General features: G+C 72.1%; 23 protein-coding genes, 1 other RNA gene and 3 pseudogenes. 14 read left to right on the top strand and 13 right to left on the bottom strand.

What is annotated here, in order from left to right:
- Nucleotides 1–4: 4 nt before the first annotated feature.
- The 5 genes from lanL to ACH4U8_RS02555 form a co-directional block, all read right to left on the bottom strand.
- The gene (gene lanL, locus ACH4U8_RS02575; protein ID WP_395775613.1) at nt 5–2,950 is read right to left on the bottom strand and encodes a class IV lanthionine synthetase LanL; all 2,946 of its coding nucleotides are present in this window, start codon (nt 2,948–2,950) and stop codon (nt 5–7) included.
- Between the two features lie 336 nt (nt 2,951–3,286).
- Nucleotides 3,287–3,958 (bottom strand): response regulator, encoded by a 672-nt coding sequence (locus ACH4U8_RS02570; RefSeq protein ID WP_395775612.1) that lies wholly within the window; start codon nt 3,956–3,958, stop codon nt 3,287–3,289.
- Nucleotides 3,955–5,217: a sensor histidine kinase gene (locus tag ACH4U8_RS02565; RefSeq protein WP_395775611.1), complete on the bottom strand. Its 1,263-nt coding sequence runs from the start codon at nt 5,215–5,217 to the stop codon at nt 3,955–3,957. The genes ACH4U8_RS02570 and ACH4U8_RS02565 overlap by 4 nt, the downstream gene beginning before the upstream one ends.
- An 86-nt stretch (nt 5,218–5,303) precedes the next feature.
- Entirely contained in the window at nt 5,304–6,068 is a 765-nt protein-coding gene (locus tag ACH4U8_RS02560) for an SDR family NAD(P)-dependent oxidoreductase (protein WP_360310213.1), read from the bottom strand.
- An 81-nt stretch (nt 6,069–6,149) separates the two neighbouring features.
- On the bottom strand, nt 6,150–7,454 hold the full coding sequence (locus ACH4U8_RS02555) for a PASTA domain-containing protein (RefSeq protein WP_395775610.1): 1,305 nt from the start codon (nt 7,452–7,454) through the stop codon (nt 6,150–6,152).
- A gap of 167 nt (nt 7,455–7,621) precedes the next feature.
- On the opposite strand from ACH4U8_RS02555, the gene ACH4U8_RS02550 reads away from it, so the two are divergent.
- The 3 genes from ACH4U8_RS02550 (at nt 7,622) to ACH4U8_RS02540 (ending at nt 10,492) form a co-directional block, all read left to right on the top strand.
- Entirely contained in the window at nt 7,622–8,449 is an 828-nt protein-coding gene (locus ACH4U8_RS02550; protein WP_395775609.1) for a Nif3-like dinuclear metal center hexameric protein, read from the top strand.
- Between the two features lie 151 nt (nt 8,450–8,600).
- Complete coding sequence (locus ACH4U8_RS02545; RefSeq protein ID WP_360310476.1) at nt 8,601–9,344, top strand: C4-type zinc ribbon domain-containing protein; 744 nt, start codon at nt 8,601–8,603, stop codon at nt 9,342–9,344.
- Nucleotides 9,341–10,492 carry a bifunctional RNase H/acid phosphatase gene (locus ACH4U8_RS02540; RefSeq protein ID WP_360310207.1) on the top strand — a complete coding sequence of 384 codons (1,152 nt, stop codon included), beginning with the start codon at nt 9,341–9,343 and terminating at the stop codon, nt 10,490–10,492. The genes ACH4U8_RS02545 and ACH4U8_RS02540 overlap by 4 nt, the downstream gene beginning before the upstream one ends.
- A 281-nt stretch (nt 10,493–10,773) precedes the next feature.
- Here ACH4U8_RS02540 and npdG read toward each other — a convergent pair whose 3' ends face one another.
- Nucleotides 10,774–11,466 (bottom strand): NADPH-dependent F420 reductase, encoded by a 693-nt coding sequence (gene npdG / locus ACH4U8_RS02535; protein WP_360310205.1) that lies wholly within the window; start codon nt 11,464–11,466, stop codon nt 10,774–10,776.
- A gap of 183 nt (nt 11,467–11,649) precedes the next feature.
- Between npdG and ACH4U8_RS02530 the strand changes: the two are divergent.
- Nucleotides 11,650–11,760: pseudogene (locus ACH4U8_RS02530) on the top strand (DUF1508 domain-containing protein); the annotation flags it as partial.
- Between the two features lie 20 nt (nt 11,761–11,780).
- Here the strand turns inward: ACH4U8_RS02530 and ACH4U8_RS02525 are convergent.
- Nucleotides 11,781–12,119 (bottom strand): hypothetical protein, encoded by a 339-nt coding sequence (locus ACH4U8_RS02525; protein WP_395776006.1) that lies wholly within the window; start codon nt 12,117–12,119, stop codon nt 11,781–11,783.
- A 132-nt stretch (nt 12,120–12,251) separates the two neighbouring features.
- On the opposite strand from ACH4U8_RS02525, the gene ACH4U8_RS02520 reads away from it, so the two are divergent.
- On the top strand, nt 12,252–13,022 hold the full coding sequence (locus tag ACH4U8_RS02520; protein ID WP_395775608.1) for an MgtC/SapB family protein: 771 nt from the start codon (nt 12,252–12,254) through the stop codon (nt 13,020–13,022).
- A gap of 42 nt (nt 13,023–13,064) precedes the next feature.
- On the opposite strand, the gene ACH4U8_RS02515 is transcribed toward ACH4U8_RS02520, so the two are convergent.
- On the bottom strand, nt 13,065–13,283 hold the full coding sequence (locus ACH4U8_RS02515) for a hypothetical protein (RefSeq protein ID WP_395775607.1): 219 nt from the start codon (nt 13,281–13,283) through the stop codon (nt 13,065–13,067).
- Nucleotides 13,284–13,382: 99 nt separating this feature from the next.
- On the opposite strand from ACH4U8_RS02515, the gene map reads away from it, so the two are divergent.
- Both map and ACH4U8_RS02505 read left to right on the top strand, forming a co-directional pair.
- Entirely contained in the window at nt 13,383–14,231 is an 849-nt protein-coding gene (gene map / locus ACH4U8_RS02510) for a type I methionyl aminopeptidase (protein ID WP_360310197.1), read from the top strand.
- 97 nt (nt 14,232–14,328) lie between these two features.
- Entirely contained in the window at nt 14,329–15,288 is a 960-nt protein-coding gene (locus tag ACH4U8_RS02505; RefSeq protein ID WP_395775606.1) for a hypothetical protein, read from the top strand.
- A gap of 33 nt (nt 15,289–15,321) precedes the next feature.
- On the opposite strand, the gene ACH4U8_RS02500 is transcribed toward ACH4U8_RS02505, so the two are convergent.
- The 4 genes from ACH4U8_RS02500 to yaaA all read right to left on the bottom strand — a co-directional run bounded on the left by ACH4U8_RS02500 (nt 15,322) and on the right by yaaA (nt 18,376).
- Nucleotides 15,322–16,011, bottom strand: a complete 690-nt coding sequence (locus ACH4U8_RS02500) for a bifunctional DNA primase/polymerase (RefSeq protein ID WP_360310193.1) — start codon at nt 16,009–16,011, stop codon at nt 15,322–15,324.
- Nucleotides 16,012–16,309: 298 nt separating this feature from the next.
- Nucleotides 16,310–16,546, bottom strand: coding sequence for a chaplin (locus ACH4U8_RS02495; RefSeq protein ID WP_379991997.1), 237 nt, complete (start codon nt 16,544–16,546; stop codon nt 16,310–16,312).
- 129 nt (nt 16,547–16,675) lie between these two features.
- Entirely contained in the window at nt 16,676–17,392 is a 717-nt protein-coding gene (locus ACH4U8_RS02490) for a DUF732 domain-containing protein (protein ID WP_395775605.1), read from the bottom strand.
- Between the two features lie 186 nt (nt 17,393–17,578).
- Nucleotides 17,579–18,376 carry a peroxide stress protein YaaA gene (gene yaaA, locus ACH4U8_RS02485; RefSeq protein ID WP_395775604.1) on the bottom strand — a complete coding sequence of 266 codons (798 nt, stop codon included), beginning with the start codon at nt 18,374–18,376 and terminating at the stop codon, nt 17,579–17,581.
- A 358-nt stretch (nt 18,377–18,734) separates the two neighbouring features.
- Between yaaA and ACH4U8_RS02480 the strand changes: the two are divergent.
- Together ACH4U8_RS02480 and rnpB are read left to right on the top strand one after the other, a co-directional pair.
- A pseudogene (locus tag ACH4U8_RS02480) lies at nt 18,735–19,895 on the top strand (RNB domain-containing ribonuclease); the annotation flags it as partial.
- An 80-nt stretch (nt 19,896–19,975) separates the two neighbouring features.
- Nucleotides 19,976–20,391: RNase P RNA component class A (rnpB, locus tag ACH4U8_RS02475), an RNA gene on the top strand.
- Between the two features lie 199 nt (nt 20,392–20,590).
- On the opposite strand, the gene ACH4U8_RS02470 is transcribed toward rnpB, so the two are convergent.
- On the bottom strand, nt 20,591–21,199 hold the full coding sequence (locus tag ACH4U8_RS02470; protein WP_360312747.1) for an NADPH-dependent FMN reductase: 609 nt from the start codon (nt 21,197–21,199) through the stop codon (nt 20,591–20,593).
- 231 nt (nt 21,200–21,430) lie between these two features.
- Here ACH4U8_RS02470 and ACH4U8_RS02465 point away from each other — a divergent pair, with 231 nt between their 5' ends.
- From ACH4U8_RS02465 to ACH4U8_RS02445, 5 genes and pseudogenes are all read left to right on the top strand, one after another.
- On the top strand, nt 21,431–21,622 hold the full coding sequence (locus ACH4U8_RS02465) for a hypothetical protein (protein ID WP_360312749.1): 192 nt from the start codon (nt 21,431–21,433) through the stop codon (nt 21,620–21,622).
- A 215-nt stretch (nt 21,623–21,837) separates the two neighbouring features.
- Nucleotides 21,838–22,851, top strand: a pseudogene (recA, locus tag ACH4U8_RS02460) (recombinase RecA); the annotation flags it as partial.
- A 25-nt stretch (nt 22,852–22,876) separates the two neighbouring features.
- Nucleotides 22,877–23,815, top strand: a complete 939-nt coding sequence (gene recX, locus ACH4U8_RS02455; RefSeq protein ID WP_395775603.1) for a recombination regulator RecX — start codon at nt 22,877–22,879, stop codon at nt 23,813–23,815.
- Between the two features lie 146 nt (nt 23,816–23,961).
- The gene (locus ACH4U8_RS02450; RefSeq protein ID WP_395775602.1) at nt 23,962–25,329 is read left to right on the top strand and encodes an L-serine ammonia-lyase; all 1,368 of its coding nucleotides are present in this window, start codon (nt 23,962–23,964) and stop codon (nt 25,327–25,329) included.
- A 164-nt stretch (nt 25,330–25,493) separates the two neighbouring features.
- Entirely contained in the window at nt 25,494–25,871 is a 378-nt protein-coding gene (locus ACH4U8_RS02445) for an STAS domain-containing protein (protein ID WP_360312757.1), read from the top strand.
- Nucleotides 25,872–26,063: the final 192 nt, after the last annotated feature.

The following is a 26,063-nucleotide window of genomic DNA, read 5'->3' as shown; positions in this document are numbered from 1 at the left end:
GTGCTCACGCGTCCTCACCGTCCAACCAGAGCCGAGCACCGCCGTGGCCGAGCCGCAGCAGGAATCCGAGGACCCCCGCCGTGCCGGTGCCGTACGAGGCGGAGACGCCGATCGCGCTCTCGTCGGCGGGCACCCGCAGGCCGTCGATCAGCGCGGTCCGGGCGCGCAGTTGCCCGGCGAGGTCGACGGCGTGCGCGCGATGGATCGGGTCGTCCAGCGCCTGGGCCAGATCGAGCAGGAACTCGCCGTTGCCCGCCAGGCCGTGGCACGCGGTGGTGCCCGAGTGCCAGCGGGCGCGGTGCACCGCGACGCCCGCGCGCTCGGCCGATTCGCGGTGCCGCGGATCGCCGTCCGCCTGCCACATCCGGATCAGGAACGTGCCGACGCCGGCCGAACCGCTGCACCAGTGGGCCAGCCGCACGCCCGCCGGATCGCCGGGACCCTGCGGCCACCACGCGGCGTCGCCGTCGACGCGCACGGTCCGCAGCAGCGTGCGCGCCGCGGCCCGCGCCCCGTCGTGGCAGTCCTCGCGACCGGTGGCCAGCGCCGCCTCCAGCAAAAACGTGCCGACGCCCGCGACGCCGTGCGCGAAGCCGAGGTGCGCGGCGCCGGCCAACCGGGAATCGAAGTTCTTCGGAACCGGCCACAGGGTCAGGTCGCCGGCCTGCCGCGCCGCGCCCAACAGCGCGTCGGCGCAGGTGAGCGTGCGTCGGCGAAAACGATCGTCGCCGGTGGCCCGCCACATCCGCACCTGGAGCAGACCGGCGCCGGCCGCGCCGTGGCACACGTCCGGGTTGGGCCACACGATCGGCACCCGCAGGGCCGTCTCGACGGCCGACACGGCGAGTTCGTCGTCGCCCAACAGGGTCGCCGCGTCGTACAGCGCCCACGCCGTCCCGGACCGGCCGAAGTGCAGACCGGGCAGGACCACCGGTTCGGCCGCCGCCCGGTCGCGCAACCACACGGCGCCGTCCTCGACCGCGCGATGCAGCGCGTAGCGCAGCCGAGGTTCGAGTGTCGTGGTGTGCGCGGCCCGGGCCAGCACCCCCAGCACCCCGGCCGCCCCGTATTGCACGCTGCACGGATCCATCGCCGCCGCGCCGGCCGTCATCGGCCACAGCCGATCCACCCGCCCCGGCGTCATGGTCGCGACCAGGTGCGCGAGCCCGTCCAGGAGCAACGCGTCGTCGTCGGGCGGCAGCGGATGCGGCGGCACCTTGTCGCCCTCGGTGTCCGGATGCGGCCGAGGCCCGTCCGGCGCGTCCTGCCGCCCGAGCACGCCCGGTCCGGCAGCCGCGGCGACCGCGGAGCCGTCCGGCCCGCCATCCGCCCGCACCACGCCGCACTCGTCCCCGGCCACGCCCGCGACGAACGCCCCCACCCGCTCCACCGTCCACCGCGCCGTCGCATCCTCGGCCCACAGGCCGCGGATCGCCGGTGCCAGGCGCCGCGCGGTCTCGCCGTGTCGAGCGGCCGACGCCAACCACACGCCGAGCCGCTCCACCGTGTCGCGGCTCGTGCCGACATCCTCGGGCAGCGCCGGGTCGGCGCCGGTGGCCAGCAGGAAGAACAACCCGCCCAGGCTGTACAGATCGGCGGCGGGGTGCACGAGATGCCCACCGTCCGCGGTCGGACGCTGCTCCGGCGCCCGATATCCGGGCGTGCCCGCCGCGCCGGCCCGGGAGCCGATCTCGGCGGCCAACTCCAGGTCCACCAGGCGCACCGAGTGGTCCGGCGCGACCAGCACGTTCGTCGGCGACAGGTCGCGGATCACCAGATTCTCGGCGTGCACGGTGTGCACCATGCGGAGCAGTTCCAGCACGAGGGGTCGGGCCAGGGCCCACGGCACGTCCGGGTCCTGCGCGTGCCGGCCGACCCAGGTGCGCAGCGGCTCGCCCGGCACCCGTTCCTGGGCCAGGAAGATCGTCTCGGCCTCCTCGACCAGCGCGACGTGCCGAGGGGTCAGGCCGGTGTGCGCGAGCCGCCGCATCACCACCGCCTCGTGCCGCAACGCGGCGCACGCGTCCCGCCCGGAGCGGTCCACCTCGATGTGCGCGCGGGCCTGCTTGACCACGACGGCGGTGTCGTCGGTGGTGTCGCGGCCCAGGAACACGCCGCCCTTGGCCGAGTGCCGCAGCGCCGAGGTGACCGCGAAGCGACCCGCGATCAGCACACCCGGCGTCGAGGACGCGGCGGGCGTCCCGGCCCGCGCCGAACGGGCCCGCGCCACCAACGGATCGGGCGCCCACGCCGGCGGCGTGAACCAGGCTTCCCGGGCGTCGTCCACGGCCAGCCCGTCGGGGTCGGTGAGCACCGCCCGGTAGCCGCCGTCGTTGCCGAGCACCGCACGCCGGCCGAAGCCGCCGTAGCGGTAGTGCACGACGCTGCCCGGGCGGCACGGCCGGTCGGAGAGGATGCCCGGTCCGGTGAGCTCGCGCGTCACCTCGTCGAGGGCGTCCACCAACTCCATGAACTGCTCGTCGTCGTCGGGGTAGATCGTGATGAACTTGCCCGCCGAGGCCCGGTCCGCCTCGCGGGAGTTGAGCATCCGCAACCGCTCCAGGTCGCCGGCGAACTTGAACGCCACCCGGCGCGGCAACAACACGTCGCAGACCCGGCCCAGCACGTGCGGGGCGTCCCCGGTCCGCGCGCTGACGTGGATCTTCCAGCCCTGGGCCCGGGCCGCGTGCCCGGGCGGTCGTACGGTGCACCAGAAGTCGTCCGAGCGCACGTCCCACTCGGCGTTCGCGCCGGCCGCACCGGAGGCATCGGACCCACCGGACGTGCCCGCCGCCTCGCCCCGCCGTGCCCCGCGCCCCTCGTGATCCGATTCCCGGGCACCGACCGCGGCACGGTCGAGCGCGGCACGGACGCGGTCGACCAGGTTCGTACCCGATGCGCCGTGGCCGCCGGTGCGCTCCGCACGGTGCCCACGCGTCGTCGTAGCCATCCCTGGACTTCCCCCTCGACTGTGCCCTCGCGCCCCGGTCGACGATGCGCGTCGCGCTGGTCGACCGGTGCCCGGAAACGGTGTCGAGCGACCGGGTGACCCGGTCGCCGACGTGGCCCCCGCCTCGGATCGCTCCCCCCGGCGGGACGGCATGACCGTACGCAGCGCGTTCGGGCCACCTCAACGAGTTGCGGCAGCCTTCACCCCTTCGAGTGAAGTGACCCGCATTGAGGGTTGGTTGGTCAGTTGATCTGCATATTTCCGAACCATTGGCATTCGCGCAGGTCAACAAGAGGACATGGGGACAACCATGCGGCTGGGGATGGGCTGTTCGGGCTACTCGCCGATCCCGCGCTGCTGGGCCAGAATCGCGGCCTGGACCCGGCTGCGCAGGCCCAGTTTGGTGAGGATCCGGCTCACGTGGGTCTTCGCGGTGGCCTCGGCCATGTCCAGGTGCTCGGCGATGCGGTGGTTCGACATGCCCCGGCCCAGGCACGCGAGCACGTCGCCCTCGCGCGGGGTGAGTGAAGCGAGCGCCTCGGGGCCCACCTCGGGCCCGTCGGCGGGACCCGGCCGGGGTGGGCTCGCGAACGCGTGGATCAACCGGCGGGTGACCTCCGGCGCGACGAAGCCGTCGCCGCGCGCGACCAACCGCACCGCCTCGACCAGGCGTTCCGCGTCCACCGTCTTGAGCAGGAAGCCGGCCGCCCCCGCGCGCAACGCGCCGAACACGTACTCGTCCAGGTCGAACGTGGTCAGCACCAGGACGTCCAGGCCCGCCGCGGTCAGCTCGCGGGTGGCGCTGATGCCGTCCAGTCGCGGCATCCGCACGTCCATCAACACCACGTCCGGGCGCAACGACCGGGCCAGCGTCACCGCGGCCTCGCCGTCGGCGGCCTCGCCCACCACCTGGATGCCCGCGGCCGCGTCCAGAATCAGCACCAGACCCGCCCGGACCGCCGCCTGATCCTCGGCGACCAGCACCCGCAACGTGTCGACGTCGCTCACCCGGTCCCACCCTTCGGCCCCGTCGAGGCATTGTTTCCGGCACCGCGCACCACGTCGTCGCCGCACGGGAGTTCGGCCCGCACGTGCCACCGGCCCTCGCGCGGGCCCGCCTCGAACACGCCGCCGAGCAGCGATACGCGCTCCGACATGCCCACCAGCCCCGCGCGGGCGCCCGGCAGCCGGGTGACGTGCTCGGGATCGATCCCGTTGACGCCGGTGATCACCACATCATCGGTGCGATAGGCGAACACCATCCGCAACTCCTGCGGCGTGGCGTGCTTGAGCGCGTTGGTCAGGGTCTCCTGGACCACCCGATAGGCGGCCAGGTCGACGGGTGTGGGCAACTCCCGCACCACCCCGACGACCTCGATGTCGACGATCAGCCCGGCCCGGCGCACGTGCTCGACCAGGCGATCGGTCTCGGCCAGGCGTGGCACCGACACCGGTTCCTCGGGCGTGTTCTCCGAGCGCAGCAGGCCGATCATCCGGCGCATCTCGGTGAGTCCCTGCAGGCTGCTCTCCCGGATCACCTCCAGCGTCTCGCGCAGCCGGGCCTCGTCCAGGGTCTTCACCGACAACGCGGCGGTGGACTGGACCGCCACCGCGCTCAGGTGGTTGGCGATCACGTCGTGCAACTCGCGTGCCATCCGCGCCCGTTCGGCGACCACCGCGGCCTGGTGGTCGAGCTCGGCCAACCGCGCGGTCTGGGTCGCCCGCAATCGTTCCACCTCGGCCTTCTCGCGGTGCTCGCGCACCGAGAAGCCGGTCAGCACGGGGGAGACGCCGACCAGACCGATGTAGAAGATCGACAGCACGAACAGGCGGAACTCGCCGGTCACCACCCAGACCGTGATCGCGCCCACGACCAGCGCCGCCACGTTGCCGTAGAGCAGCCGAAACGCCAGCCGCGAAGTGCCGTACAGACATGCCGCGTAGAGCACGTCCGACCACATGATCAGGCCGCCGATGGAGGGCCCGAGCGCCATGTCCACGCCTTCGCAGGCGATGGCCAGGAACACCGCGAAGCGCGGCGACGTGCTGCGGTGGCACTGGGCGACGAACAGCAGGAGCAGCGGCGGCAGGCGCAACCACGCGCTCGGGTTCCACACGCTCCAGATCACGTAGGAGTGGGTGGCGAGCAGGACGAGCGCGCCCGCGAGCACCACGCCGCCGATCGCACAGTCGCGGCGGATCGGCGGCGCGAGGCCGGGCAGACGCAAGGGCAGGGGACGCTGCCACGCGGAGGTCGGATCGCTCACGCCCCCATCCCAACATCATTGGGGCGGCCACGCCGACCGTCGACACCGAACGACGGGTCGATCGTCCTGATTCACGGCGATTCCCGCTACTTCGGCTGAAAGCGAATCCCGCCGTCGAGCCGGATCACCTCGGCGTTGAGGTAGCTGTTGGTGAGCAGTTCGTACGCGAGCGAGGCGAACTCCTCCGGCACGCCCATGCGCTTGGGGAAGAGCACCTGCTGTCCCAGGGTGTCCTTGACCGACTGCGGCGCGGCGGCGAACAGCGCGGTGTCCATGGTGCCGGGCGCGATGGTGTTGACCCGTACGCCGATCGCCGACAGGTCGCGCGCGACGGGCAGCGTCATGCCCGCGACGCCCGCCTTGGAGGCGCCGTAGGCGGCCTGGCCGATCTGTCCGTCGAAGGCGGCCACCGACGCGGTGCACACGATCGCGCCACGCTCGCCGTCCGCCTGCGGCGCGGCCGCGGCCATCGCGGCGGCGGCCAGTCGGATCGTGTTGAAGGTGCCGATCAGGTTGAGGCGCACGATGAACTCGAAGGAGGCGAGCGGGTGCGGCGAGCCGTCCCGGGCCACCGTGCGGGCGCCCATCCCGGTGCCGGCGCAGGAGACCAGCGCGCGCAGCGGCGCGAGCGCGACGGCCGCCTGGACCGCGGCCTGGACCTGCTCCTCGTTCGTGACGTCGGTGGCGACGAAGGTGGCGCCGATCTCGGCGGCGACCGCCTTGCCGCGCTCCTCGTTCTTGTCCGCGATCACCACCGCGGTGCCGCCGGCCGCGAGCCGGCGCGCGGTGGCCTCGCCGAGCCCGGAGGCCCCGCCGGTGACGATCGCGGACGCGCCTGTGAGGTCCAGCATGAGCGTTCTCCCCTCGCCTGTTCTTGACTGAGGCAAGCTATTGCATGGGGAGGGGGGTCGGCCAGGGGAACTGACGAGGCGTCAGTTACCTCCGGCGCCGGTCGTGGGCGTCGTCACGGTCACCGACACGATGGTCCCGACCGCCACCACGTCGCCGGATTCGGGATTCGAGCCGGAGACCACGTCGGTCCGGGAGGCCCCGCCGGGGATCCCGATGTCCAACCGGGCATTGCGCAGCGCCGTGCTCGCCTCGGCCACGGTCAGCCCGGCCAGCGGCGGAACCGTGGTCGTCGCGGGCGTGGTGGGCGAACCCGGGCCGGTGGGCGTCGTCGAGGCCGACGGCCGGGTGATCGGCGGTGTCGTCCGGACCCCCGACATCACCACGACGACCGATGCCTTGTCCCGGTCCACCTTGCGCCCGGCCGCCGGGTCGGTGGAGGCGATGGTGCCGCCGCTGCCCTTGACGGTGCCGCGGAAGCCCCGCTCGCGCAGCAGCGCGACGCCCTGCGCCTCGGTCATCCCGACCACGTTCGGCACGGTCAACTTCTCCGACGCGCTGGTACTGGCGCTCGGCGAGACCGAGTCGGACGGCTCCGGCGTACTGGTCACCGGCGCCTCGGTGGTCGGCCCGGCGGCCGGCCGGGTCGCGGACGGGCCGGCCCCGGTCGGATTCGTCTTGGCGGCCGGCTTCGTGTCGTCCGAACCCGCCATCGCCATCCCGACCAACACGGCCACCACGATCGCGGCCACCGTCGCCGGCACGGCGGCCGCCACCCAGCCCCGCCGCCCACCGCCGCGGCGCTCACGATCGTCGTGATGGGCAGCCGCTCCCGCCCCCGCCGCCCGCCCGCCGGAATCGGCACGGTCGTCGGCGAGCACCCGGATCGAGAACGGCGCACACGCCGCCACCCGCATGTCCCGGGCGGAGACCACCCGCACCGGGACGTCGCTCTCCTCGACCACCCGGGACGTCTCCTCGAAGGCGCTGCCCCCGCTGTCCGCCCCCAGCGTGCCCAGCCCGAACAGCCCGCTCGGCGGGACCTGGTCCGCGATGTCCGCAGGCACCGTGTAGACGATCGTCCACACCCGCGTCTCGCCCGGATACACGTCCGGCGGTCCCGGCCGGTCCAGGCCGACCCGCCGACCCACGTCCCGGGGCAACTCGAAGTCGTAACGGTCCGGCGCACTGCCCGCGTTGCGCAGGGTCAGCGTCACCATCACGGTCTGGCCGGGAACGGCGGTGGCACGACGAGGCTCGCACCAGGCCTGCACCGCGCACTCGGGATCACCCGCGCGCTGCCCGTGCAGGTCGGTACCGCATTGTTCGCCCGGGCAGTACGCGTCCGTCTCCGGATAGGGCGTACCGCACAGCAGACAGTGCACCATCGTCGTCGTCCCCCTCGTCGTCGTACGACAGTGCGAGCCTGCCTACCGCACAAACGCTTCGGATGGGATCGACTTCACACAATCCGAGGGCGGTGCGGTGCACTGTGTCACCGCCCGTCCGGGATGCCCGAATCCGGGGTGGCCACCCGGAGAGGTAACCTCCCTTCGTGCCCAAGCTCTCCGACGTCGTCAGCGCCCTCGAACGGATCTACCACCCCGGTTGGGCCGAATCCTGGGACGCGGTCGGGCTGGTCTGCGGCGACCCGGACGCGTCGGTGCGCACCGTGTTGTTCGCCGTCGACCCGACGCAGGCCGTCGCCGACGAGGCGCTCGCCCGCGGCGCCGACCTGCTGGTCACCCACCACCCGCTGTTCCTGCGCGGGGTGCACTCGGTCGCCGCGACCGGCTTCAAGGGCCGCGTCGTGCACACGCTGATCACCGGTGGTTGCGCCCTGCACGTCGCGCACACCAACGCCGACTCGGCGGCCCCGGGCGTCTCGGACGCACTTGCCGCCGCCCTCGGGCTGACCGTGACCGCGCCGCTCGACCCCGTGTCGGCCGACCCGGGCGAGTGCCGGGGGATCGGTCGGATCGGCGAGTTGGCCGTTCCCGAGACGCTCGCCGCGTTCGCGGCCCGGGCCGCCCGCGCACTGCCCCGCACCGCGACCGGCCTGCGGGTGGCCGGCGACCCGGACCGCCCGGTGCGTACCGTGGCGGTCTGCGGCGGCGCGGGCGACAGCCTGTTCGACGCGGTCCGCCGCAGCGGTGCCGACGTCTACGTCACCGCCGACCTGCGTCACCATCCGGCGTCGGAGGCACTGGAACACGGCGGCCCCGCGCTGCTCGATGCCCCACACTGGGCCACCGAGTGGCCGTGGTTGGCGTACGCGGCCGACGAACTCGCCCGTGCGCTCGCCGCAACCGGTACTACGGTGGAAACCCACGTGTCGGAACTAGTCACGGACCCATGGACGTTCCACACTCCGCATCCCTGAGCATCGCGACGGGGCCGAGGTCCGACCGGCCCGCCGGTTGCCCGCACGCCCGCCAGTCGCCCGCAGAACCGAACCCACCCACCGAAAACGCACCGGGTGGCGGGTGGGAGGCAACCTCCCGCCCACCCGAGCCGCATCCAAGGAGCCCCCGCTGAACGCCGCGCCCGCCGACCAGCTCCGCCTGCTCGACCTCCAGGCCCTCGACTCGCGAATCGATCTGCTCGCCCACCGCAAGCGCACCCTGCCGGAGAACGAGGAGATCGACCGCCTCGGCTCCCGGCTCGCCCGGCTGCGTGACCTCGTGGTCGCGGGCGAGACCGAGGAGAGCGACGCGGCCCGCGACCAGACCAAGGCCGAACAGGACGTCGACCAGGTCCGCAAGCGCGCCGAACGCGACCAGCAGCGCCTCGACTCGGGCCACGTCACCTCGCCCAAGGACCTGGAGAACCTCCAGCGCGAGGTGGCCTCGCTCGCCAAGCGCCAGGGTGACCTCGAAGAGGTCGTCCTGGAGGTGATGGAACGCCGCGAGGACATCCAGGGTCGGCTGACCAAGCTGGTCGCCGAGCGGGACGAGGCACAGGCCGCGCGCGACGCCGCGGAGTCCCGCCGGGCCGTCGCCGAGGCGGAGATCGACACCGAGGTGGCCGCCACCGTCAAGCAGCGCGCGGTGATCGCGGCGGCGATCCCGGCCGACCTGATCAAGCTGTACGAGAAGATCCGCGAGCAGTCGCACGGCGTGGCGGTGGCGCCGCTGTTCCAGCGTCGCTGCGAAGGCTGCCGACTGGAGCTGGGGATCACCGACCTCGGCGCGATCCGCGCGGCCGCCGCGGACGCGATCGTGCGCTGCGAGAACTGCCGGCGCATCCTCGTCCGCACGGCCGAGTCGGGCCTGTGAGGCTCGTCGTCGAGGCCGACGGCGGCTCCCGGGGCAACCCGGGCCCGGCGGCCTACGGTGCGCTGGTGCGCGACGCCGGGACCGGCGAGGTGCTGCACGAGGTGGCCGAGGCGATCGGTGTGGCCACCAACAACGTGGCCGAGTACCGCGGCCTGATCGCGGGCCTGACCGCGGCGCACACGATCGACCCGACGGCGACCGTCGAGGTGCGGGCCGACTCCAAGCTCGTGGTCGAGCAGATGTCGGGCCGCTGGAAGATCAAGCACGCTGACATGCGCGACCTGGCGACCAGGGCCCGGGGCATCCTGCCGCCCGGGCAGGTCACCTACACCTGGATCCCCCGGGAGCAGAACAAGCACGCCGACCGGCTGGCCAACGAGGCGATGGACGCGGCCGCCAAGGGCCGGACGTGGACCCCGCAGGAGTCCACCGCGTTCGCGACCCCCAAGGCCGCGCCGCCGGTCCCGGACGAGCCGGTCACCACCAAGGTGCGCCCGACCGCCCCCGGCTGGGGTCCGGACCTGGGCCGCCCGACCACGCTGGTCCTGCTGCGACACGGCGAGACGGTGCTCACCCCGCAGAAGCGCTTCTCCGGCACCGGCGCCGACCCGGACCTGTCCGAGCGTGGTCGTCGGCAGGCCGAGCGCGCGGCCGAGGCGTTCGCCGAGCGCGGCACGATCGAGGCGATCGTGTCCTCGCCGCTGGGCCGCTGTCGGCAGACCGCGGAGGCGGTCGCGCAACGGCTCGGCCTCAAGGTGCGCGAGGAACCCGGCTTCCGGGAGACCGACTTCGGGAGTTGGGAGGGGCTGACCTTCGCCGAGGCGCGCGAGCGCACCCCGGACGCCCTGGACGCGTGGCTGACCTCGGCGGACGCGGCGCCACCCGGCGGCGAGAGCTTCACCGAGGTGGCCCGTCGGGTCGAGGTGGCCCGGGACAAGACCATCGCGCGACACCCGGGCAGGACCGTCCTGGTGGTCACCCACGTGACGCCGATCAAGACGCTGGTCCGCATCGCGCTCGGCGCGCCGCCGGAGTCGATGTTCCGGATGGAGTTGTCGGCGGCGGCGATCAGCGCGGTCCAGTGGTGGTCGGACGGCAACGCGTCGCTGCGGGTGTTCAACGAGACCGCTCATCTGCGCGGAGTGTGACCTCGCGGGTGGTGTCGAACAAAGGTTTGACACCACCGCCGGAGGTGTGGCATAGTCGAAAGCGCCTTCAGCGTGCCCGCCAGTAGGATTCCGGGCGGACCACGCGGAGGACCAAGCTTCCGAAAGCCCCGAGCCGACCCGGCCGGGGCTTTCGTCGTACCGGAGTGCGGCGATGGGCCGGGTGTGACGGGACGGTCCGGCGGCGGGCATCCGCTCTCCAGGAGTGGCTGTTCCCGCCGCCGGAGCGGCCGGCCGGTGCGTCGTGGGCGCACCGGCCCGGCTCACACGTCGGTGATGCGCAGTCCCGCGTGGGCCTTGTAGCGGCGGTTGGTCGAGATGAGGTTGGCGGTGAGCCCCTCGACCTGACGCGCGTTGCGCAGCCGACCGGCGTACACCCCGCGCATCCCGGGGATCCGCGACGCGAGCGCCTGGACCGCGTCGGTGGCGTCGCGCTTGTCGCCGAGCACCATGATGTCGGTGTCCAGGGATTCGACGTTCGGGTCGAGCAGCAGCACCGCGGAGACGTGGTGGAAGGCGGCGGTGACGGCCGAGTCGGTGAGCACGGCGGCGGCCTGCTGCGCGGCGCTGCCCTCCTCGACGTCGAGCACGTACGCGCCCTGCTTGTCGAAGCCCATCGGGTTCACGCAGTCGACGACGATCTTGCCCGCCAACTCGCTCTTGAGGGCGACGAGCAGGTCGCGGTGCCCTTCCCAGGGCACGGCGATGATCACGATGTCGCTCTCCGCCGCACAGGTGGCGTTGTCCGCGCCGCGGACACCGGCACCGAGCTCCGCCGCGGCGGAGCCGGCCCGTTCGGCGCTGCGCGAGCCGATGATCACTTTCTGGCCGGCGACGGCCAGGCGGTACGCGAGACCGCGGCCCTGCTCGCCGGTGCCGCCGAGGACGCCCACGACCAGGTCGTCGATGTTCGGCAGGTCACGCGGGTCGCGCTTGGGGGACGAGGGGGTTGTCATGGCGTGATCCTGCCGGCCGGAACCGCAGAGGACACGGGGTCGGCGCTCGGATGAAGCCGAGGTCACACTGGTTTTCGGCTGTGCGGGCCGATTCACTCCGAAATAGCACTTATATATGACAAGTGGGACGAACCGTGTTCTCGTGGAGGAGAAAACTTTCTCTTCACCCTCCAAGGAGACGCAGTGCCGGCCAAATTCATTGTCACCAAGGGACGCTCCGGCAAGTACGGCTTCGTCCTGGCAGCCGCCAACGGAACGACGATCATCAAGTCGTCGCCCTATCGGACCAAGCGCGAGGCGCTTACCGCCGTGCGCTACATCCAGCGCAACGGCGACACCGAGACCGTCGACGACCGCACCGTCGCGGCCGCCGCGTCCCGGGCCCAGGCCCCGAAGTCCGCGGCCACGTCCCGCCGATCCCCGGTCGCCCGCACCGTCACCCGACGCGCCGGCACGGTGCGCCGGAGTGCGGCCAAGAAGTCGACCACCGCGAAGGCGCCGCCTCGAAAGGCGGATTCGCGAAAGGTCCCGAGCAGGCCCTCGGCCACCCGAAAGGCGGTATCCAAGCCGGCCGCCTCGCGTACCCGAAAGGCCGTATCCCGAACGGCCGGTTCGCGAAAGCGAATCGCGGCCCGCGCTCGCGCCTGATCCACGCCCACCCCTCCCTTGATCGCCGGTTTTCGGATCACGCGCGCAAACCCTGCTCCATTCGGGGCTAGCGTGCATGGACGGGAAAACGATCGAGTAGTCCCGGGGCTTCGGCCCCGGGCGGAGGAGGTGGGCGCGTGGACGCCGGCACCACCCTGGCGGCCTGGTCGCAGGGAATCGCGCAGAGCCAGGGATGGACCCAGTTCTCCGAGCTGATGTTGTCCTTCGTGCTCTCCAGCGTGATCGGCGTCGAGCGCGAGATCCAGCAGAAGAGCGCGGGACTGCGCACCCACGCGCTGGTCGGCGTCGGCACCACGCTGTTCATGGAGATCTCCAAGTACGGCTTCGCCGACGTGCTGCCCGCCGGCCACGTCGGCTGGGACCCGTCCCGGATCGCCGCCCAGGTGGTCTCCGGCATCGGCTTCATCGGCGGCGGCCTGATCTTCGTCCGCCGCGACACGGTGCGCGGCCTGACCACCGCCGCCGTCGTCTGGTTGACCTGTGCGATCGGCATGGCCTGCGGCGCGGGCCTGCCCTATCTCGCGGTCGGCGTCACCGCGCTGCACTTCGTGGTCGTCTACGGCTATCCGCCGATCATCCGCAGGATCGGCGGGGTCCGGGCCCGGGCGGCCGAGATCAGAATCAGCTACCTGCCCGGATGCGGCGTGCTCCCCGCGGTCCTGGTCGCCTGCACCGGCGCCGGTTTCACCGTGGTGGACGTATCCGTGCACACCCGCGACGACCGCGCGGAGGATCCCGGGGAGACGTCCGCGAACGCGCCCCGGGCCTCGGCGATGGTGTTGCTCCTGGAAGGCGCGGCCGAGCCCACCGAACTGCTCTCCGGCCTGTCCGAACTGCCCGGGGTGCTCACCGTGGGCGGCGGCCGGGTCCCCGAACCCGCCGAGTGACCCGACCGCGGGCCGCGTGTCCGCCCGGCGCCCGCGCTTCGCTCAGCGGCGCCCGGGGTCGTTCCAGTTGGGGTCGTTCTCCCACGCCTGATTGCGGGTCTTCGCCGTCTCCAACGCGTTCGCCGCCTCCCGGCGGGTCGCGTACGGCCCGAGCCGGTCGCGCGCCGGGCAGTCCGGACCCTCCTCGACCGTGCCGTGCCTGATGCAGTAGTACCACTCGCCGGCGCGCCCCTCGGGCCTGTGCCACAGCCTGAACTTCACGGCCCGTCCTCCACCCACTCGATCCCTGCTCGCCACGACGCGTCGGATCCGTCGTATCGATCGCCGCGTCGGTCGCGGCGCCGGCTACACTCGCTGGTTATGGCGATTCTCGTACCCGGTAAGGCGACCCCCATCCGCTCCGTTCCCGCCGACATCCCGCGGCCGGAGTATGTCGGGAAGCCGGCGCCGACCCCGTACACCGGGCCCGAGGTGCAGGACGCCGAGACGATCGAGCGCATGCGCGTGGCCGGTCGGATCGCGGCGGGGGCGATGGAGGCCGCCGCCGCGCACATCGCGCCCGGGGTGAGCACCGACGAGTTGGACCGGGTCGCCCACGAGTACGTGCTCGACCACCACGCCTACCCGTCCTGCCTGGGCTACCGGGGTTTCCCGAAGACCATCTGCACCTCGATCAACGAGGTGATCTGCCACGGCATCCCGGATACCACCAGGCTCGAAGACGGCGACATCGTCAACATCGACGTGACCGTGTTCATCGGCGGTGTGCACGGCGACACCGACGCGACCTACCCGGTCGGCGACGTGGACGAGGAGTCCGCGCTGCTCGTCGAGCGCACCCGCGAGGCGCTGAACCGGGGCATCAAGGCGGTCCGGCCGGGTCGGCAGATCAACGTGATCGGCCGGGTCATCGAGTCCTACGCGAAGCGCTTCGGCTACGGCGTGGTCCGCGACTTCACCGGCCACGGCATCAACAGCTCGTTCCACTCCGGCCTGATCATCCCGCACTACGACGACGAGCGGGCGACCACCGTGATGGAGCCCGGGATGACCTTCACCATCGAGCCGATGCTGACCCTGGGCAGCTACGACTACGACATGTGGGACGACGGCTGGACCGTGGTCACCAAGGACCGCAAGCGCACCGCGCAGTTCGAACACACCCTGGTCGTCACCGACACCGGGGCCGAGGTGCTGACCGTCGTGTAGTGCGGATCGGACGGGCTCGGTGCCGTGCGGGGCGCGGGCAGTAAGGTTTCGCGAGATCTCCTCCTGCCCGCTCCCCCGGAAGAGTTGCCGAGTACCGATGCGCATACCCCGCGCGGCGGCCGCGACCGCCGCCCTGCTCGTGACGGCGCTCGCCGCGACCGGCTGTGTCGCCGTCCACGGTTCCTCGACGCCCGTCGAAGCCCTGGACCGGCGTGCGGCCGGCAAGGTGCTGCACGACTACGAGGTACAGAACAACCAGGCCTACGCCAACCGCGACCTGCCGCTCAACGCCCGGGTCGAGACCGGCTCGCTCGGTGCGCTGGACCAGGCCGGTCTGAAGATCCTGAGCTTCACCGACCCGCGCGGGAATCTGGGCAAGACCCCGATCGCGCACGAGCGGCCCGAGTACCTGATCCCCAAGGTGATCGGCTGGCCCAAGTGGTTCGCCGTGCACAGCACACCGAACTTCAACAACGCCAAGCCGCAGTTGCTGGTGTTCGTCAAGGCGAACCCGGACGCGGTGTGGCAGGCCGCGTGGGGTCCGACCCTGCAGAGCCCGCTGCCCGAGTTGGCCAAGGACGCCGACGGCTACCTCGAACCGGTCTCCCCGACCGCCCCGGGACTGGCCGCCGCCCCCGGCGAACTGGCGCCCATACTCACCGAGTTCCTCAAGGACGGGAAGACGCGCGCGGAGTTGTTCGGGCCCGACCCCTACACCGCGCAGTTGCGCCGGCAGCGGGACGAGCCGATCGGCGAGGGCTTCGTCCGCCAGACCGTGGACAGCGCGGCGAACCAGTTCCCGCCGCTCGCGGTGCGCACCAAGGACGGCGGCGCGCTGGTGCTCTTCGCCCTCCAGCACAGCGTCAAGCTCACCGTGCAGCCGCCGCGCCGACTCGGTGACGTGGACCCCTCGACGCTGACCTTCCTGACCGGCAAGCCGGTCCGGGCGGTCACCGAGCACCGGCTCTCCGAATACGTCGCGGTGGTGCCCAGGGCAGGCGGCAAGGTGCAGCTCGTGGGGTGGATGTACGGCCTGGTCGGCGCCGACGGCGAGTGACGCCGCCGGTGCCGGGCCGGCCGGTGGGTCCGGCTACATCCAGCGCACGTCGCCGGCCGTCGCGCCCACCGTGTCGCACGCGTCGGTGAGCACGTCCAGCACCCGAAGCGGGTCGGGCAGCGGGAGTTCGGGGCCGCGGATCCAGCGCACCGGCTGTCCCGAGGGGTGTTGCGCGGACGGGACCAGGACGTAGCTGCCGCGGCAGTGCCAGCGCAGGCCCGGATGCGCGTCCAGCGTCTCGGGATGGCAGTCCAGTTCGCACGGCCACCACTCGTCCTCGTCGGCGGGCGTGCCGCGGGTCGCGGTGAAGAACAGCGTGCGCTCGGGGCCGCAGGAGGCCACCGGGCCGATCTCGATGCCCTGCTCGGCGAACACCGCCAGGGCGATCTCGCCCGCCCGCGCGGGTACGTCCAGCACGTCGTGGCCCGCACCGGTCGCGGTGACGAAGTTGGCCTCCGGATACAGCTCCAACCAGCGCGCCACCTGGACCGGATCGGTGGACGCCTGGGTCTGCCACGCGAACGAGACCGGATGCATTCCCGGCGCCGGACAACCCACCCGGTCACAGGAACAGCCGAAGCCCACCGGGTGCGCCGCCGGACAGACGGGCCAGCCGCGCTCGACCAGGTCCATGAGCAGTCCGGCCCGCCGGTCGCGCGCGGCGTCCGGGTCCTCACGCGGTCGACGGCGCAGCCATCCGGCCATTCTGCCCATTCGCTCCATGGAACCCCTTCTTCCGCGTGCGTTTCATACGCGCCCCACCCGGCGCCTCTGCGTATACAACGCGGAAGAGCGGCCCGGGCAATCCCCATCATCGCGGGTAGCTCGAGTCGATGTGCCGACAGGGTTCGCAGGTGATCGGAACGACGCCTGTCCGGCACCGCGAACCCGCGAGAAATGTACATCGCGGATCGCTTCGCTTCGGTGCGCCGCCCGCAAACGACGACCGCCTCGTTCCCGGGGATCGGGAACGAGGCGGTCGCGTCGGCCCTCGACCGAGGACGGGGGCCGGGGCGGGTGATCAGCCCGCGTTGACGCAGGTGTTGCCGAACGTCGGGTTCAGCACGCCGATCAGGATGTCCACGGTGTTGCCGCAGATGTTGACCGGGATGTGCACGGGGACGGCGATCTGGTTGCCGGAGACGACGCCCGGCGACCCGACGGCCGCACCCTGGGAGTCCGCGCTCGCGTTGGCCACGCCCGCGCCCATGGCCGCGATGCCACCGGCGATGGCCGCGACGGCGGCGACCTTCTTCATGTTCGTCACAGCGTTCGTTCCTCCACGTCACTGCCGACCAGATTCGGCAGACTGATCAACGACGCGGTGGCGAAGTGGCAACGCGGGGCGGACGAGATTCACTCGTTCACCCCGCGTTGCGGACCGCAGCTACCTGATCTTGCCGGTTTGGTCCGGGCAGAACGCGGGCATCGCGGCGCCCACGAGCATGGCCTTCTCCTGCAGGGCGTTCACCGCGGTGACCTTCGTCGAGGTCTCCACCAGGGACTTCCCCGACTTGAGGTCGGAGCAGGCCTGCTTGCCCTGGGCCACCAGGTCGGCGTCCGACTTCGACTTCGTCGCCGGGATGAGCATGTGCACCGTGGTGAGGAAGTTGTCCTCGCCCAGCGCGCCGCCGCCGCCCAGTCCGGGCACCGAGGTCGAGTCGTCGTCGGGGTCCGGCTCGGGCGCGGTGGTGCGCTTGGTCGGCTTGGTCGACGGTGTGGCCGACCCGGACTTGCCGCCGGTCGACGCGGTGGCCGACGAGGTCGAGGCGGCCGAGCTCTTCTTGTCGTCGTCGCCGCCGGACAGGCCGATCGCGGCGACCACGCCGACGACCGCGAGCACCGCGACCACCGAGACGCCGATCCACAGGCCCTTGCGGCTGCGGCCGGGCGGCGGCGGGTAGCCGGCGCCCTGCGGGTAGCCGTTCGGGTACTGCGGTTGCCCGTACGGGCCCGGTTGTCCCTGCGGGTATTGCGACTGCTGGTACTGACCCGGGTATTGGTCCTGGCCGTGCTGCTGCCGGCCTGGGTACGGCTGCTGCCCGTACTGCGGCTGGCCGTACGGCTGGTTCGGGTCCTGGCCGGGCGGCGGCGGGTAACTCACTCATCCCCCATGGATGTCGGATCGTCGACTCCGCCGGGCTCGACGCACGGATCATCCAAAAGTAGGACGAAATGCTTTGGTTTTTGCCTGCGGAGGAAGCGTCAGGATCATGAAGCTCCCTTGATTTGTCAAGGTGAGGCAAGGTGGGGCTTGGTTCGATCGCAACCGTTCGGACGGTGGCCGAGTTCAGACCGCGGCGACCACGATGTCCAGTGCCCAGGGCGTGCCGGCCTGCTTGGGTTCGGCCGTCTCCACGGTCCAGCCCAGCCCGCCCAGCACCTCGGCCAGTTCGGCCGGATTGCGCGGTTCGGCTCCGGAGACCAGCAGATCGCGGGTCACCCGGCCCTTGGTCGCCTTGTTGAAGTGGCTCACCACCGAGCGCTTGGCCACCCCGTCCACGACGCGCTCGTGCAACACCCGCACCGTGGCGGTCCGCTCGGCGACCGCGCCGGTCGGCTTCCAGGCCGCGCCGTACGCCGCCGAGCGCAGGTCCAGGACCAGTTCCTCGCCCGCGAGCCGCGGCAACACCGGCGTCATCGCCGGGCGCCACCGGCCGGCCAGCGCACCCATGCCGGGCAGGCGAACACCCATCGAGCAGCGGTACGGCGGCACCCGGTCGGTCGGCCGCAACGCGCCCCACAGCCCGGAGAAGACCAGGATCGAACCGGCCGCGCGCGCCGCCGCCGCACCGGTGAGCGAGGGCAGGTCCAGGGCGTCGTAGAGCACGCCCGTGTACAACGTGGCCACCGGCAACGCGGGTGCCTCGCGCAGGTCGAGATTGCGCAGCACCTCGCCGTGCAGCTTCGGGCCGAGGCCGAGCACTTCGAGGGCCTTGAGCTCGTCGCCCTCGCACAGGGTGATCAACGAATCGAGCACCTGCCGCCGCACGGAGTTCAGTTCCGGCATCGAAAGGCTCGCGAGGTCGAGCGCGGGGCCCGTCCCCGTAGCGGCCTTGCCCTCGGAGGGCGGCAACAACACGAGCACGGGCGGGACTCCAAGCGGCGCGGACCGGACAGGGGACCGACCAAGTTTATGGGGACGAGCCGGACCGAACACGACGCGGCGGCGCCGGGCGGGCGGGCGAAAAGCCGTGAAAATCCTTCGCACCGCAGCGGATCTTTCCTAAGCTCGATCCGTGCCTCGTCGCCATCTCCACATCAGGTCCGCCGACGGTGACCGCCTGCGGGCCGGCTTCACCCGTCTGCGTGCGGACCTCGGGCTGCCGGGGCCGTTCTCGCCGCAGGTGCTGGCGGAGGCGGAGGCGGCCGCCCGGCGCGGGCCGACCCTGGCTCGTCGGGACCTGACGGGGTTGCCGTTCCTGACCATCGATCCGGCCGAGTCGATGGACCTGGACCAGGCGATGCACCTGGTCCGCACGGACACCGGCTATCGGGTGCACTACGCGATCGCCGACGTGGCGGCCTGGGTCACCCCCGGCGGTGCGCTGGACGCGGAGACGATGCGCCGGGTGGAGACCCTCTATCTGCCGGACGAGCGCATCCCGCTGCATCCGCCGACCCTGTCCGAGGCGGCGGCCAGTCTGCTCCCGGGGCAGGACCGGCCCGCGCTGGTGTGGGTGCTCGACCTGGACGCGTCCGGCGACCTGATCGGCACCGACGTCTTTCGCGCGCTGGTGCGCAGCCGGATCCGGTTCGACTATCCGCAGGTGCAACGCGCCATCGACGCGGGCATCGCCGAGGAGCCGTTGGCGCTGCTCGCCGAGATCGGCCGGCTGCGCGAGCTGCTCGAGAGCGATCGCGGCGGGGTGAGTCTGCCGATTCCGGAGCAGGAGATCGTCGAGCACGGCGACTCGTGGCGCCTGGAATACCGGGCACCGATCCCGGCCGAGGGCTGGAACGCGCAGATCTCGCTGCTCACCGGCATCGCCGCCGCCGACCTGATGACGTATGCGGGCGTCGGCATCCTGCGCACGTTGCCGCCACCGCCGCCGGAGGCGCTGGCCCAGGTCCGCCGGGTCGGCCGGGCGCTGGACGTGGCCTGGCCCGAGGGCGGCACGTACGGCGCGGTGATCCGCTCGCTCGACCCGGACAACCCCCGGCACGCGGCGTTTCTCCAGGAGGCCACCGGACTGCTGCGCGGGGCGGGCTACACCGCGTTCGACGCCGGCGTGCCGGAGCAGGCGGGACACGCGGCGGTGGCCGACGAGTACGCGCACGTGACCGCTCCGCTGCGGCGCCTGGTCGACCGGTACGCGGGCGAGATCTGCGTGTCCCTGGTCGCGGGTACCGACGTGCCCGAGTGGGTGGGCGCCCGATTGCACGAGCTGCCGAAGGCGATGGAGACCGGCGACCGCCGGGCGCACGAGGTCGAGCGCGAGGCGGTGTCCCTGGTCGAGGCGGTCGTGCTCGCCGATCACGTCGGCGACGAGTTCGACGCGGTGGTGGTGGACCTGAACGACCGCGGCGACGGTGGGACCGTGCAACTGGCCGAGCCGGCCGTGCGAGCCCGCTTCGACGGCACGGGCCTGGGGCTGGGCGAGCGGGTCCGGGTCCGGCTGACCGAGGCGGACGACTCCCGGCGAAGGGTGCGGTTCGCCCCCGCTAGGATGGCCGGTACGGCGGACGAGTCGGCCGGGCGGCCGCGTCGGGATTCCTCCTCGGAGGGTTCCGCCGAGGAACGTCCGGGCTCCACAGGGCAGGGTGGTCGGTAACACCGACCCGGGGTGACCCGCGGGACAGTGCCACAGAAAACAGACCGCCGGCGTCCTCGGACGCCCGGTAAGGGTGAAACGGTGGTGTAAGAGACCACCAGCGCCCGAGGTGACTCGGGCGGCTAGGTAAACCCCACCCGGAGCAAGGTCAAGAGGAGTACGCCTGCGCAATGGCGTGCTCTGCGCGAACGTTCGAGGGCGGCCCGCCCGAGTTCGCGGGTAGACCGCTGGAGGCTGTCGGCAACGGCAGTCGTAGATGGATGGCCGCCTCCCCGGGCGCCGCAAGGCTCCCGGGAGACAGAACCCGGCGTAGAGGCCGACTCGTCCGTCGGCAATCCGACCAGGGCCCCTGATCCGCGAACGCGGGTCAGGGGTCTTTTCGCGCAATGGGCGACGGTACGGCGGCGCGCGCGGGGGGACCGGTGGTCCTGCGCTTGTGGCACGGCCGGTGACGGCACGAGGCCCGGCGCCATCCGATCGGATGTGCCGGGCCCGGTGCCGTCCTGCGTCGTGGGGGACCGCTGGGGTCAGGCCAGCGAGGCGGCCCAGGTGCCCAGCGGGCGGGCGACCAGTTCGCCGGCGTTGTTGTCGATCGCGTCCTGCAGGCCGGCCAGGACGTGGGTGACCATGCCGGCGGTGGCCGGGTCGGTGAGCACGTGCTGTACGTCGGCCTCGACGCCGAGCCGGGTGTGCACCTCGGGGACGGAGATCTCCGGGCCGGAGACGACGAAGTTGTTCAGGTCCCGGAGCAGGGTCTTGAGCTGGATCAGCGCGCGGATGCCGCCCTGCACGCCCGGCGAGGCGGAGATCGCGACGATCGACTTGCCGGCCAGCACGCCCTGGGCGTACGGACGCGAGGCCCAGTCCAGCGCGTTCTTGAGCACGCCCGGCAGGCTGCGGTTGTACTCGGGGGTGGCGATGATCAGGCCGTCCGCCTCGGCGATCGCCTCGCGCAGGCGCACCACGGACGCCGGCGGGTCGGCCTCCAGGTCCTGGTTGAAGTGCGGGAGCTCGTCCAGACCCTTGTACACCTCGATCTGCATGCCCTCGGGGGCGAACGGCTGGAAGGCGTTCAGGAGCGCGGTGTTGAACGACTGGGCGCGCAGCGAGCCGGAGATGGCCAGGATGCGGGACATGGGGTCCTCCGTGGACGGCGAGACGGGGCGAAGCAGGTTGTTGAACGTTTAACAATGTAGCGCGGCTTTGTTGTGGATTCAACTTCCCCTCGGATTTCCGGGCCCGACTCGCGCCTTCCGTGCCGTCGGCGGCCGGTGCCGCGGCCGGTTCGGCGGGGGCGACAATGGAGCCGTGCCGCGCCCGTATCGCCGCGGCCGTTCCTCGTTCGCACCCGTCTGGAGCCCCCCGCCATGCCCCGCATCGTCGTCCTCGCCGTGATCGTGTGCGTCCTGGCGCTCGCCGCCGCCGTGGTGGCCTTCGTCAACGGAAGCTGGCTCGGCGTGCCGTTCGTGCTGCTCGCCGCGCTGGACGGGAACCTCGCCTTCTACTACCTGCGCCGGCACCGGGTGCGCCGTTCGCGTGAGGTTGCCGCGGGGGCCTGAGCCGGGGCGGGGTCGCTGTCGCCGCACGCCGGGCATCCCCCGTATGGGTGGATGCCGCCGGGCGATGGCGTGTCGCCGGCCGATTCGAACAAGAGTTCGGGCTACGCTTCCCCCGACGTTGTCCACAGGCGTGGGCCGGTCGTGCCTCCGTGTCGGTGCGACGGGTTAGCGTTCAAGGTGTGAAGCGAACACCACAGACCGGCAAGGCGGCATCCATGGCTGGACAGGATCGCGAGAAGGCGTTGGAGAACGCCCTCGCCCAAATTGAACGACAGTTCGGGAAGGGTTCGGTGATGCGTCTCGGCGACGAGGCGCGTGCACCGATCGAGGTCATTCCCACCGGTTCGATCTCGCTCGACGTGGCACTGGGCATCGGTGGCCTCCCGCGCGGTCGCGTCGTAGAGGTCTACGGCCCGGAAGGCTCCGGCAAGACGAGCCTGGCACTGCACGCGATCGCGAGCGTGCAGCGGGCCGGCGGCATCGCGGCGATCGTCGACGCCGAGCACGCGCTCGACCCGGATTACGCGAGGAAGCTGGGCGTCGACACCGACGCCCTGCTGGTGTCGCAGCCGGACACCGGCGAGCAGGCGCTGGAGATCGTCGACATGCTGACGCGCTCCGGCGCGGTCGACATCATCGTCATCGACTCGGTGGCGGCGCTCGTGCCGCGCGCCGAGATCGAGGGCGAGATGGGCGACTCGCACGTCGGCCTCCAGGCCCGACTGATGAGCCAGGCGCTCCGCAAGATCACCGGTGCGCTCAACCAGACGAACACCACCGCGCTGTTCATCAACCAGCTTCGCGAGAAGATCGGCGTGATGTTCGGCTCGCCGGAGACCACCACCGGTGGTCGGGCGCTGAAGTTCTACGCGTCCGTGCGTCTGGACATCCGACGCATCGAGACGCTCAAGGACGGCACCGAGGCGGTCGGCAACCGCACCCGGGTCAAGGTGGTCAAGAACAAGCTGGCCTCGCCGTTCAAGCAGGCCGAGTTCGACATCCTCTACGGCGTCGGGATCAGCCGCGAGGGCGGCCTGATCGACATGGGCGTCGAGCACGGCTTCGTGCGCAAGTCCGGCGCCTGGTACACGTACGAGGGCGACCAGCTCGGTCAGGGCAAGGAGAACGCGCGGAAGTTCCTCAAGGACAACCCCGACCTCTCCGACGAGATCGAGAAGAAGATCAAGGAGAAGCTCGGAGTCGGCCCGCGGGTCGACGTGCCGGCGGAAGCGGAACCCGAGGAGGGCTGAGCTCGTGGGTCGCCCTGCCGGCGAGTGGTCGAACACGTGGGGGGACGGATCCGAGGCCGGACCCGTCTCCCCGCCGGTCGACCCCGCCGAACTGCGGGCCGCGTTGGCGGCCGTCGCGGCGCGTGCCACGACGGGCGATCGGGTCGGCCGCGGTGCCGCCGAGCGCCGCAACACCCGCCGAGCCGGCTCGGCGCGACGCGACTCGGGGGAGCGCGCGGCCGGCGAGAACGAAATCGGCGACCGGAACGCGGGGGACGACGGCTCGGGGGCCGACGTCCACGACGCGGACGAGCGGACCGCGAGTCGGCGGTCCGACGGTGATCGGGACGGGCGGAGCAAGCGGGACAGGCGTGAGCGGGCCGGGACTCGGGGCCGGACCCGCCGGGACACGCGCGCCACAAACGAGGACGACGGCGGGAACGACATCGAGGCCGGTGCCGAGGCGCTCGCCGATCCGGAGGCCACCGCGCGGGCGATCTGCCTGCGCCTGCTGACCGGGCGTGCCCGCACCCGGGCCCAACTGGCGGACGCGCTGCGCCGTCGGGAGGTGCCCGACGAGGTGGCGGAATACGTACTGGGCCGATTCACCGACGTGGGACTGATCGACGACACCGCCTTCGCGGGCGCGTGGGTCGACACCAGGCACACCGGGAAGGGGCTGGCCCGTCGGGCCCTGGCCCGCGAGCTGCGCCAACGCGGCGTGGACGCCGTCGTGGTGGACGAGGCGATCGCCCGACTCGATCCCGAGCAGGAGCTGGAGACGGCCCGGGCCCTGGTGGCCAGACGGTTGCCGGGCACGCGTGGCCTGGACCGGGACAAGCGCATCCGCAGGGTGGCGGGCATGCTCGCGCGCAAGGGATACGGCGAGGGCCTGGCCCTGCGCGTGGTCCGGGAGGCGCTGGATCAGGAGGCGGCCGACGAGGCCGACCAGGACCCGTGGTGATCAGGCTCCGCGGTGATCAGGGCCGGGCGGTCCCGGGACCGGAGCCGGTGACCTAGCCTGGGAGGGTTGTCCGAGCCGTCGGACCGCCACAAGCGCGTTCTTCGGCGCGCACACGTCCCTGCCGTCCGCTTGAAGGGCCATCCGCCTTGGCGATCAGTGTGTTCGACATGTTCTCGATCGGGATCGGCCCGTCGAGCTCCCACACGGTGGGCCCCATGCGCGCCGCGCGGATGTTCGCGCAGCGGCTCAAGAGCGAGGGCGTCCTGGACCGGGTCGCCTCCGTCCGGGTCGAGCTGTACGGCTCCCTGGGCGCGACCGGGCACGGGCACGGCACGCCACGCGCGGTGCTGCTCGGCCTGGAGGGTTATTCGCCGCGCACCGTCGACCCGGAGGAGGTCGAGCCGGAGCTGGCGCGCATCCGCGAGTCGGGGATGTTGCGGCTGCTGGGCGTGCAGGACATCGCCTTCGACGGCGACCGGGACCTGGTGCTGCACCGACGCAAGTCGCTGCCGTACCACGCCAACGGGATGACCGCGTGGGCACGCGACGCGGACGGCACCGAGTTGCTCACCAAGACCTACTACTCGGTCGGCGGCGGCTTCGTGGTGGACGAGGACGCGGTCGGGGCGGATCGGGTCAAGCCCGACGACACCGTGCTGCGACACCCGTTCCGCACCGGCGACGAGTTGTTGCGGTTGACCCGGGAGACCGGCCTCTCGGTGTCCGCGCTGATGCTGGAGAACGAGAAGGCGTGGCGCACCGAGCCGGAGATCCGCGCCGAGCTGCTGGAGATCTGGCACGTGATGCGTGCGTGCATGGAGCGCGGCCTGTCCACCGAGGGCATCCTGCCCGGTGGGCTCAAGGTGCGCCGCCGTGCCGCGCGGACCGCCCGCACGCTGCGCGCCGAGGGAGACCGCCCCACGCACGCGATGGAGTGGGTCACCCTGTGGGCGATGGCCGTCAACGAGGAGAACGCCGCCGGCGGCCGGGTGGTCACCGCGCCCACCAACGGCGCCGCCGGAATCATCCCGGCCGTCCTGCACCACTACGTGGCCACCGTCCCGGGCGCGGACGAGGACGGCATCGTGCGCTTCCTGCTCGCCGCGGGTGCGATCGGCATGTTGTTCAAGGAGAACGCGTCCATCTCGGGCGCCGAGGTCGGCTGCCAGGGCGAGGTGGGTTCGGCCTGCGCGATGGCCGCCGGCGGCCTGGCGGAGGTCCTGGGCGGCACCCCCGAGCAGGTGGAGAACGCCGCCGAGATCGGCATGGAGCACAACCTCGGGCTCACCTGCGACCCGGTCGGCGGCCTGGTGCAGATCCCGTGCATCGAGCGCAACGGCATGGCCGGCGTCAAGGCGGTCACCGCCGCCCGGATGGCCCTGCGCGGCGACGGCCGGCACCACGTCTCGCTGGACAAGGTCATCAAGACCATGAAGGAGACCGGCGCGGACATGAAGACCAAGTACAAGGAGACCGCCCGGGGCGGCCTCGCGGTCAACATCATCGAGTGCTGAGCCCCGGTGCCCACCCCCGGTGCCGAGCCGAAGCGCCGGGACGAACGCCGACACGGGCGCCCGGCCCCGTCCCGACACCGGTGACGCACGTTGCCGGTGTCGCGTCGACGACCCGGCGGGACACGTGAGGTGTGCTCCCGGAATCGAAGGGTAGGCATGCGCCCGTGAACGACGAGAGCGGTCCCCTCCTGGTGCAGGTATCGGCAGTCGGAGCCGGTCACACGTTGGTGACCGTGCACGGCGAGATCGATATGGACAGTGGTCCGATCCTGGACGACGCGCTGAGCCGACAGGTCTCGGCGGGCCTGAACCGCTTGTTGCTCGACCTGTCCTCGGTCGCCTTCATCGACTCGTTCGGCCTGCGGATCCTGGTCCGAGCCGAGCGGCGGGCCCGCGAGGCCGGCGGCTCCCTGCAACTGATCGCGCCGACCCGGGCGGTCGCCCGAGTGCTGCGCCTGACCGGCTTCACCCTGATGGTGGCCGTGCACGACACCGTGCAGCAGGCGCTCGTCGCCCAGGACAGTCCGGCCGGGCACGAGTAACGCACCTGATCGGCCGATCAAAAACAGCAAGAATGATGATCAAAATCCGGCGCAGGGGTGGCCGGATTCGATCATGCGCGCCACACTTGGAATGTCCGCGCGCCGGATGTTTCTGCTGTCGCCCGAAGGCCGTGGACCTGTGGCCGTCCCGCCGAGCGCAAGCCCGACGGGACGGCCGCCGCATGTCCGGGT

It is taken from the genome of Embleya sp. NPDC020886 (genome assembly GCF_044333915.1).
Lineage (GTDB): Bacteria > Actinomycetota > Actinomycetes > Streptomycetales > Streptomycetaceae > Embleya.
This window is presented reverse-complemented; position numbering and strand designations above follow the sequence as displayed.

Coding starts and splice junctions, on each gene's coding strand:
- lanL (WP_395775613.1), bottom strand. CDS start 2,950: ATGGCTACGACGACGCGTGGGCACCGTGCGGAGCGCACCGGCGGCCAC.
- ACH4U8_RS02560 (WP_360310213.1), bottom strand. CDS start 6,068: ATGCTGGACCTCACAGGCGCGTCCGCGATCGTCACCGGCGGGGCCTCC.
- ACH4U8_RS02555 (WP_395775610.1), bottom strand. CDS start 7,454: ATGGTGCACTGTCTGCTGTGCGGTACGCCCTATCCGGAGACGGACGCG.
- npdG (WP_360310205.1), bottom strand. CDS start 11,466: ATGACAACCCCCTCGTCCCCCAAGCGCGACCCGCGTGACCTGCCGAAC.
- map (WP_360310197.1), top strand. CDS start 13,383: ATGGCGATTCTCGTACCCGGTAAGGCGACCCCCATCCGCTCCGTTCCC.
- ACH4U8_RS02505 (WP_395775606.1), top strand. CDS start 14,329: ATGCGCATACCCCGCGCGGCGGCCGCGACCGCCGCCCTGCTCGTGACG.
- ACH4U8_RS02500 (WP_360310193.1), bottom strand. CDS start 16,011: ATGGAGCGAATGGGCAGAATGGCCGGATGGCTGCGCCGTCGACCGCGT.
- ACH4U8_RS02495 (WP_379991997.1), bottom strand. CDS start 16,546: ATGAAGAAGGTCGCCGCCGTCGCGGCCATCGCCGGTGGCATCGCGGCC.
- ACH4U8_RS02470 (WP_360312747.1), bottom strand. CDS start 21,199: ATGTCCCGCATCCTGGCCATCTCCGGCTCGCTGCGCGCCCAGTCGTTC.
- ACH4U8_RS02465 (WP_360312749.1), top strand. CDS start 21,431: ATGCCCCGCATCGTCGTCCTCGCCGTGATCGTGTGCGTCCTGGCGCTC.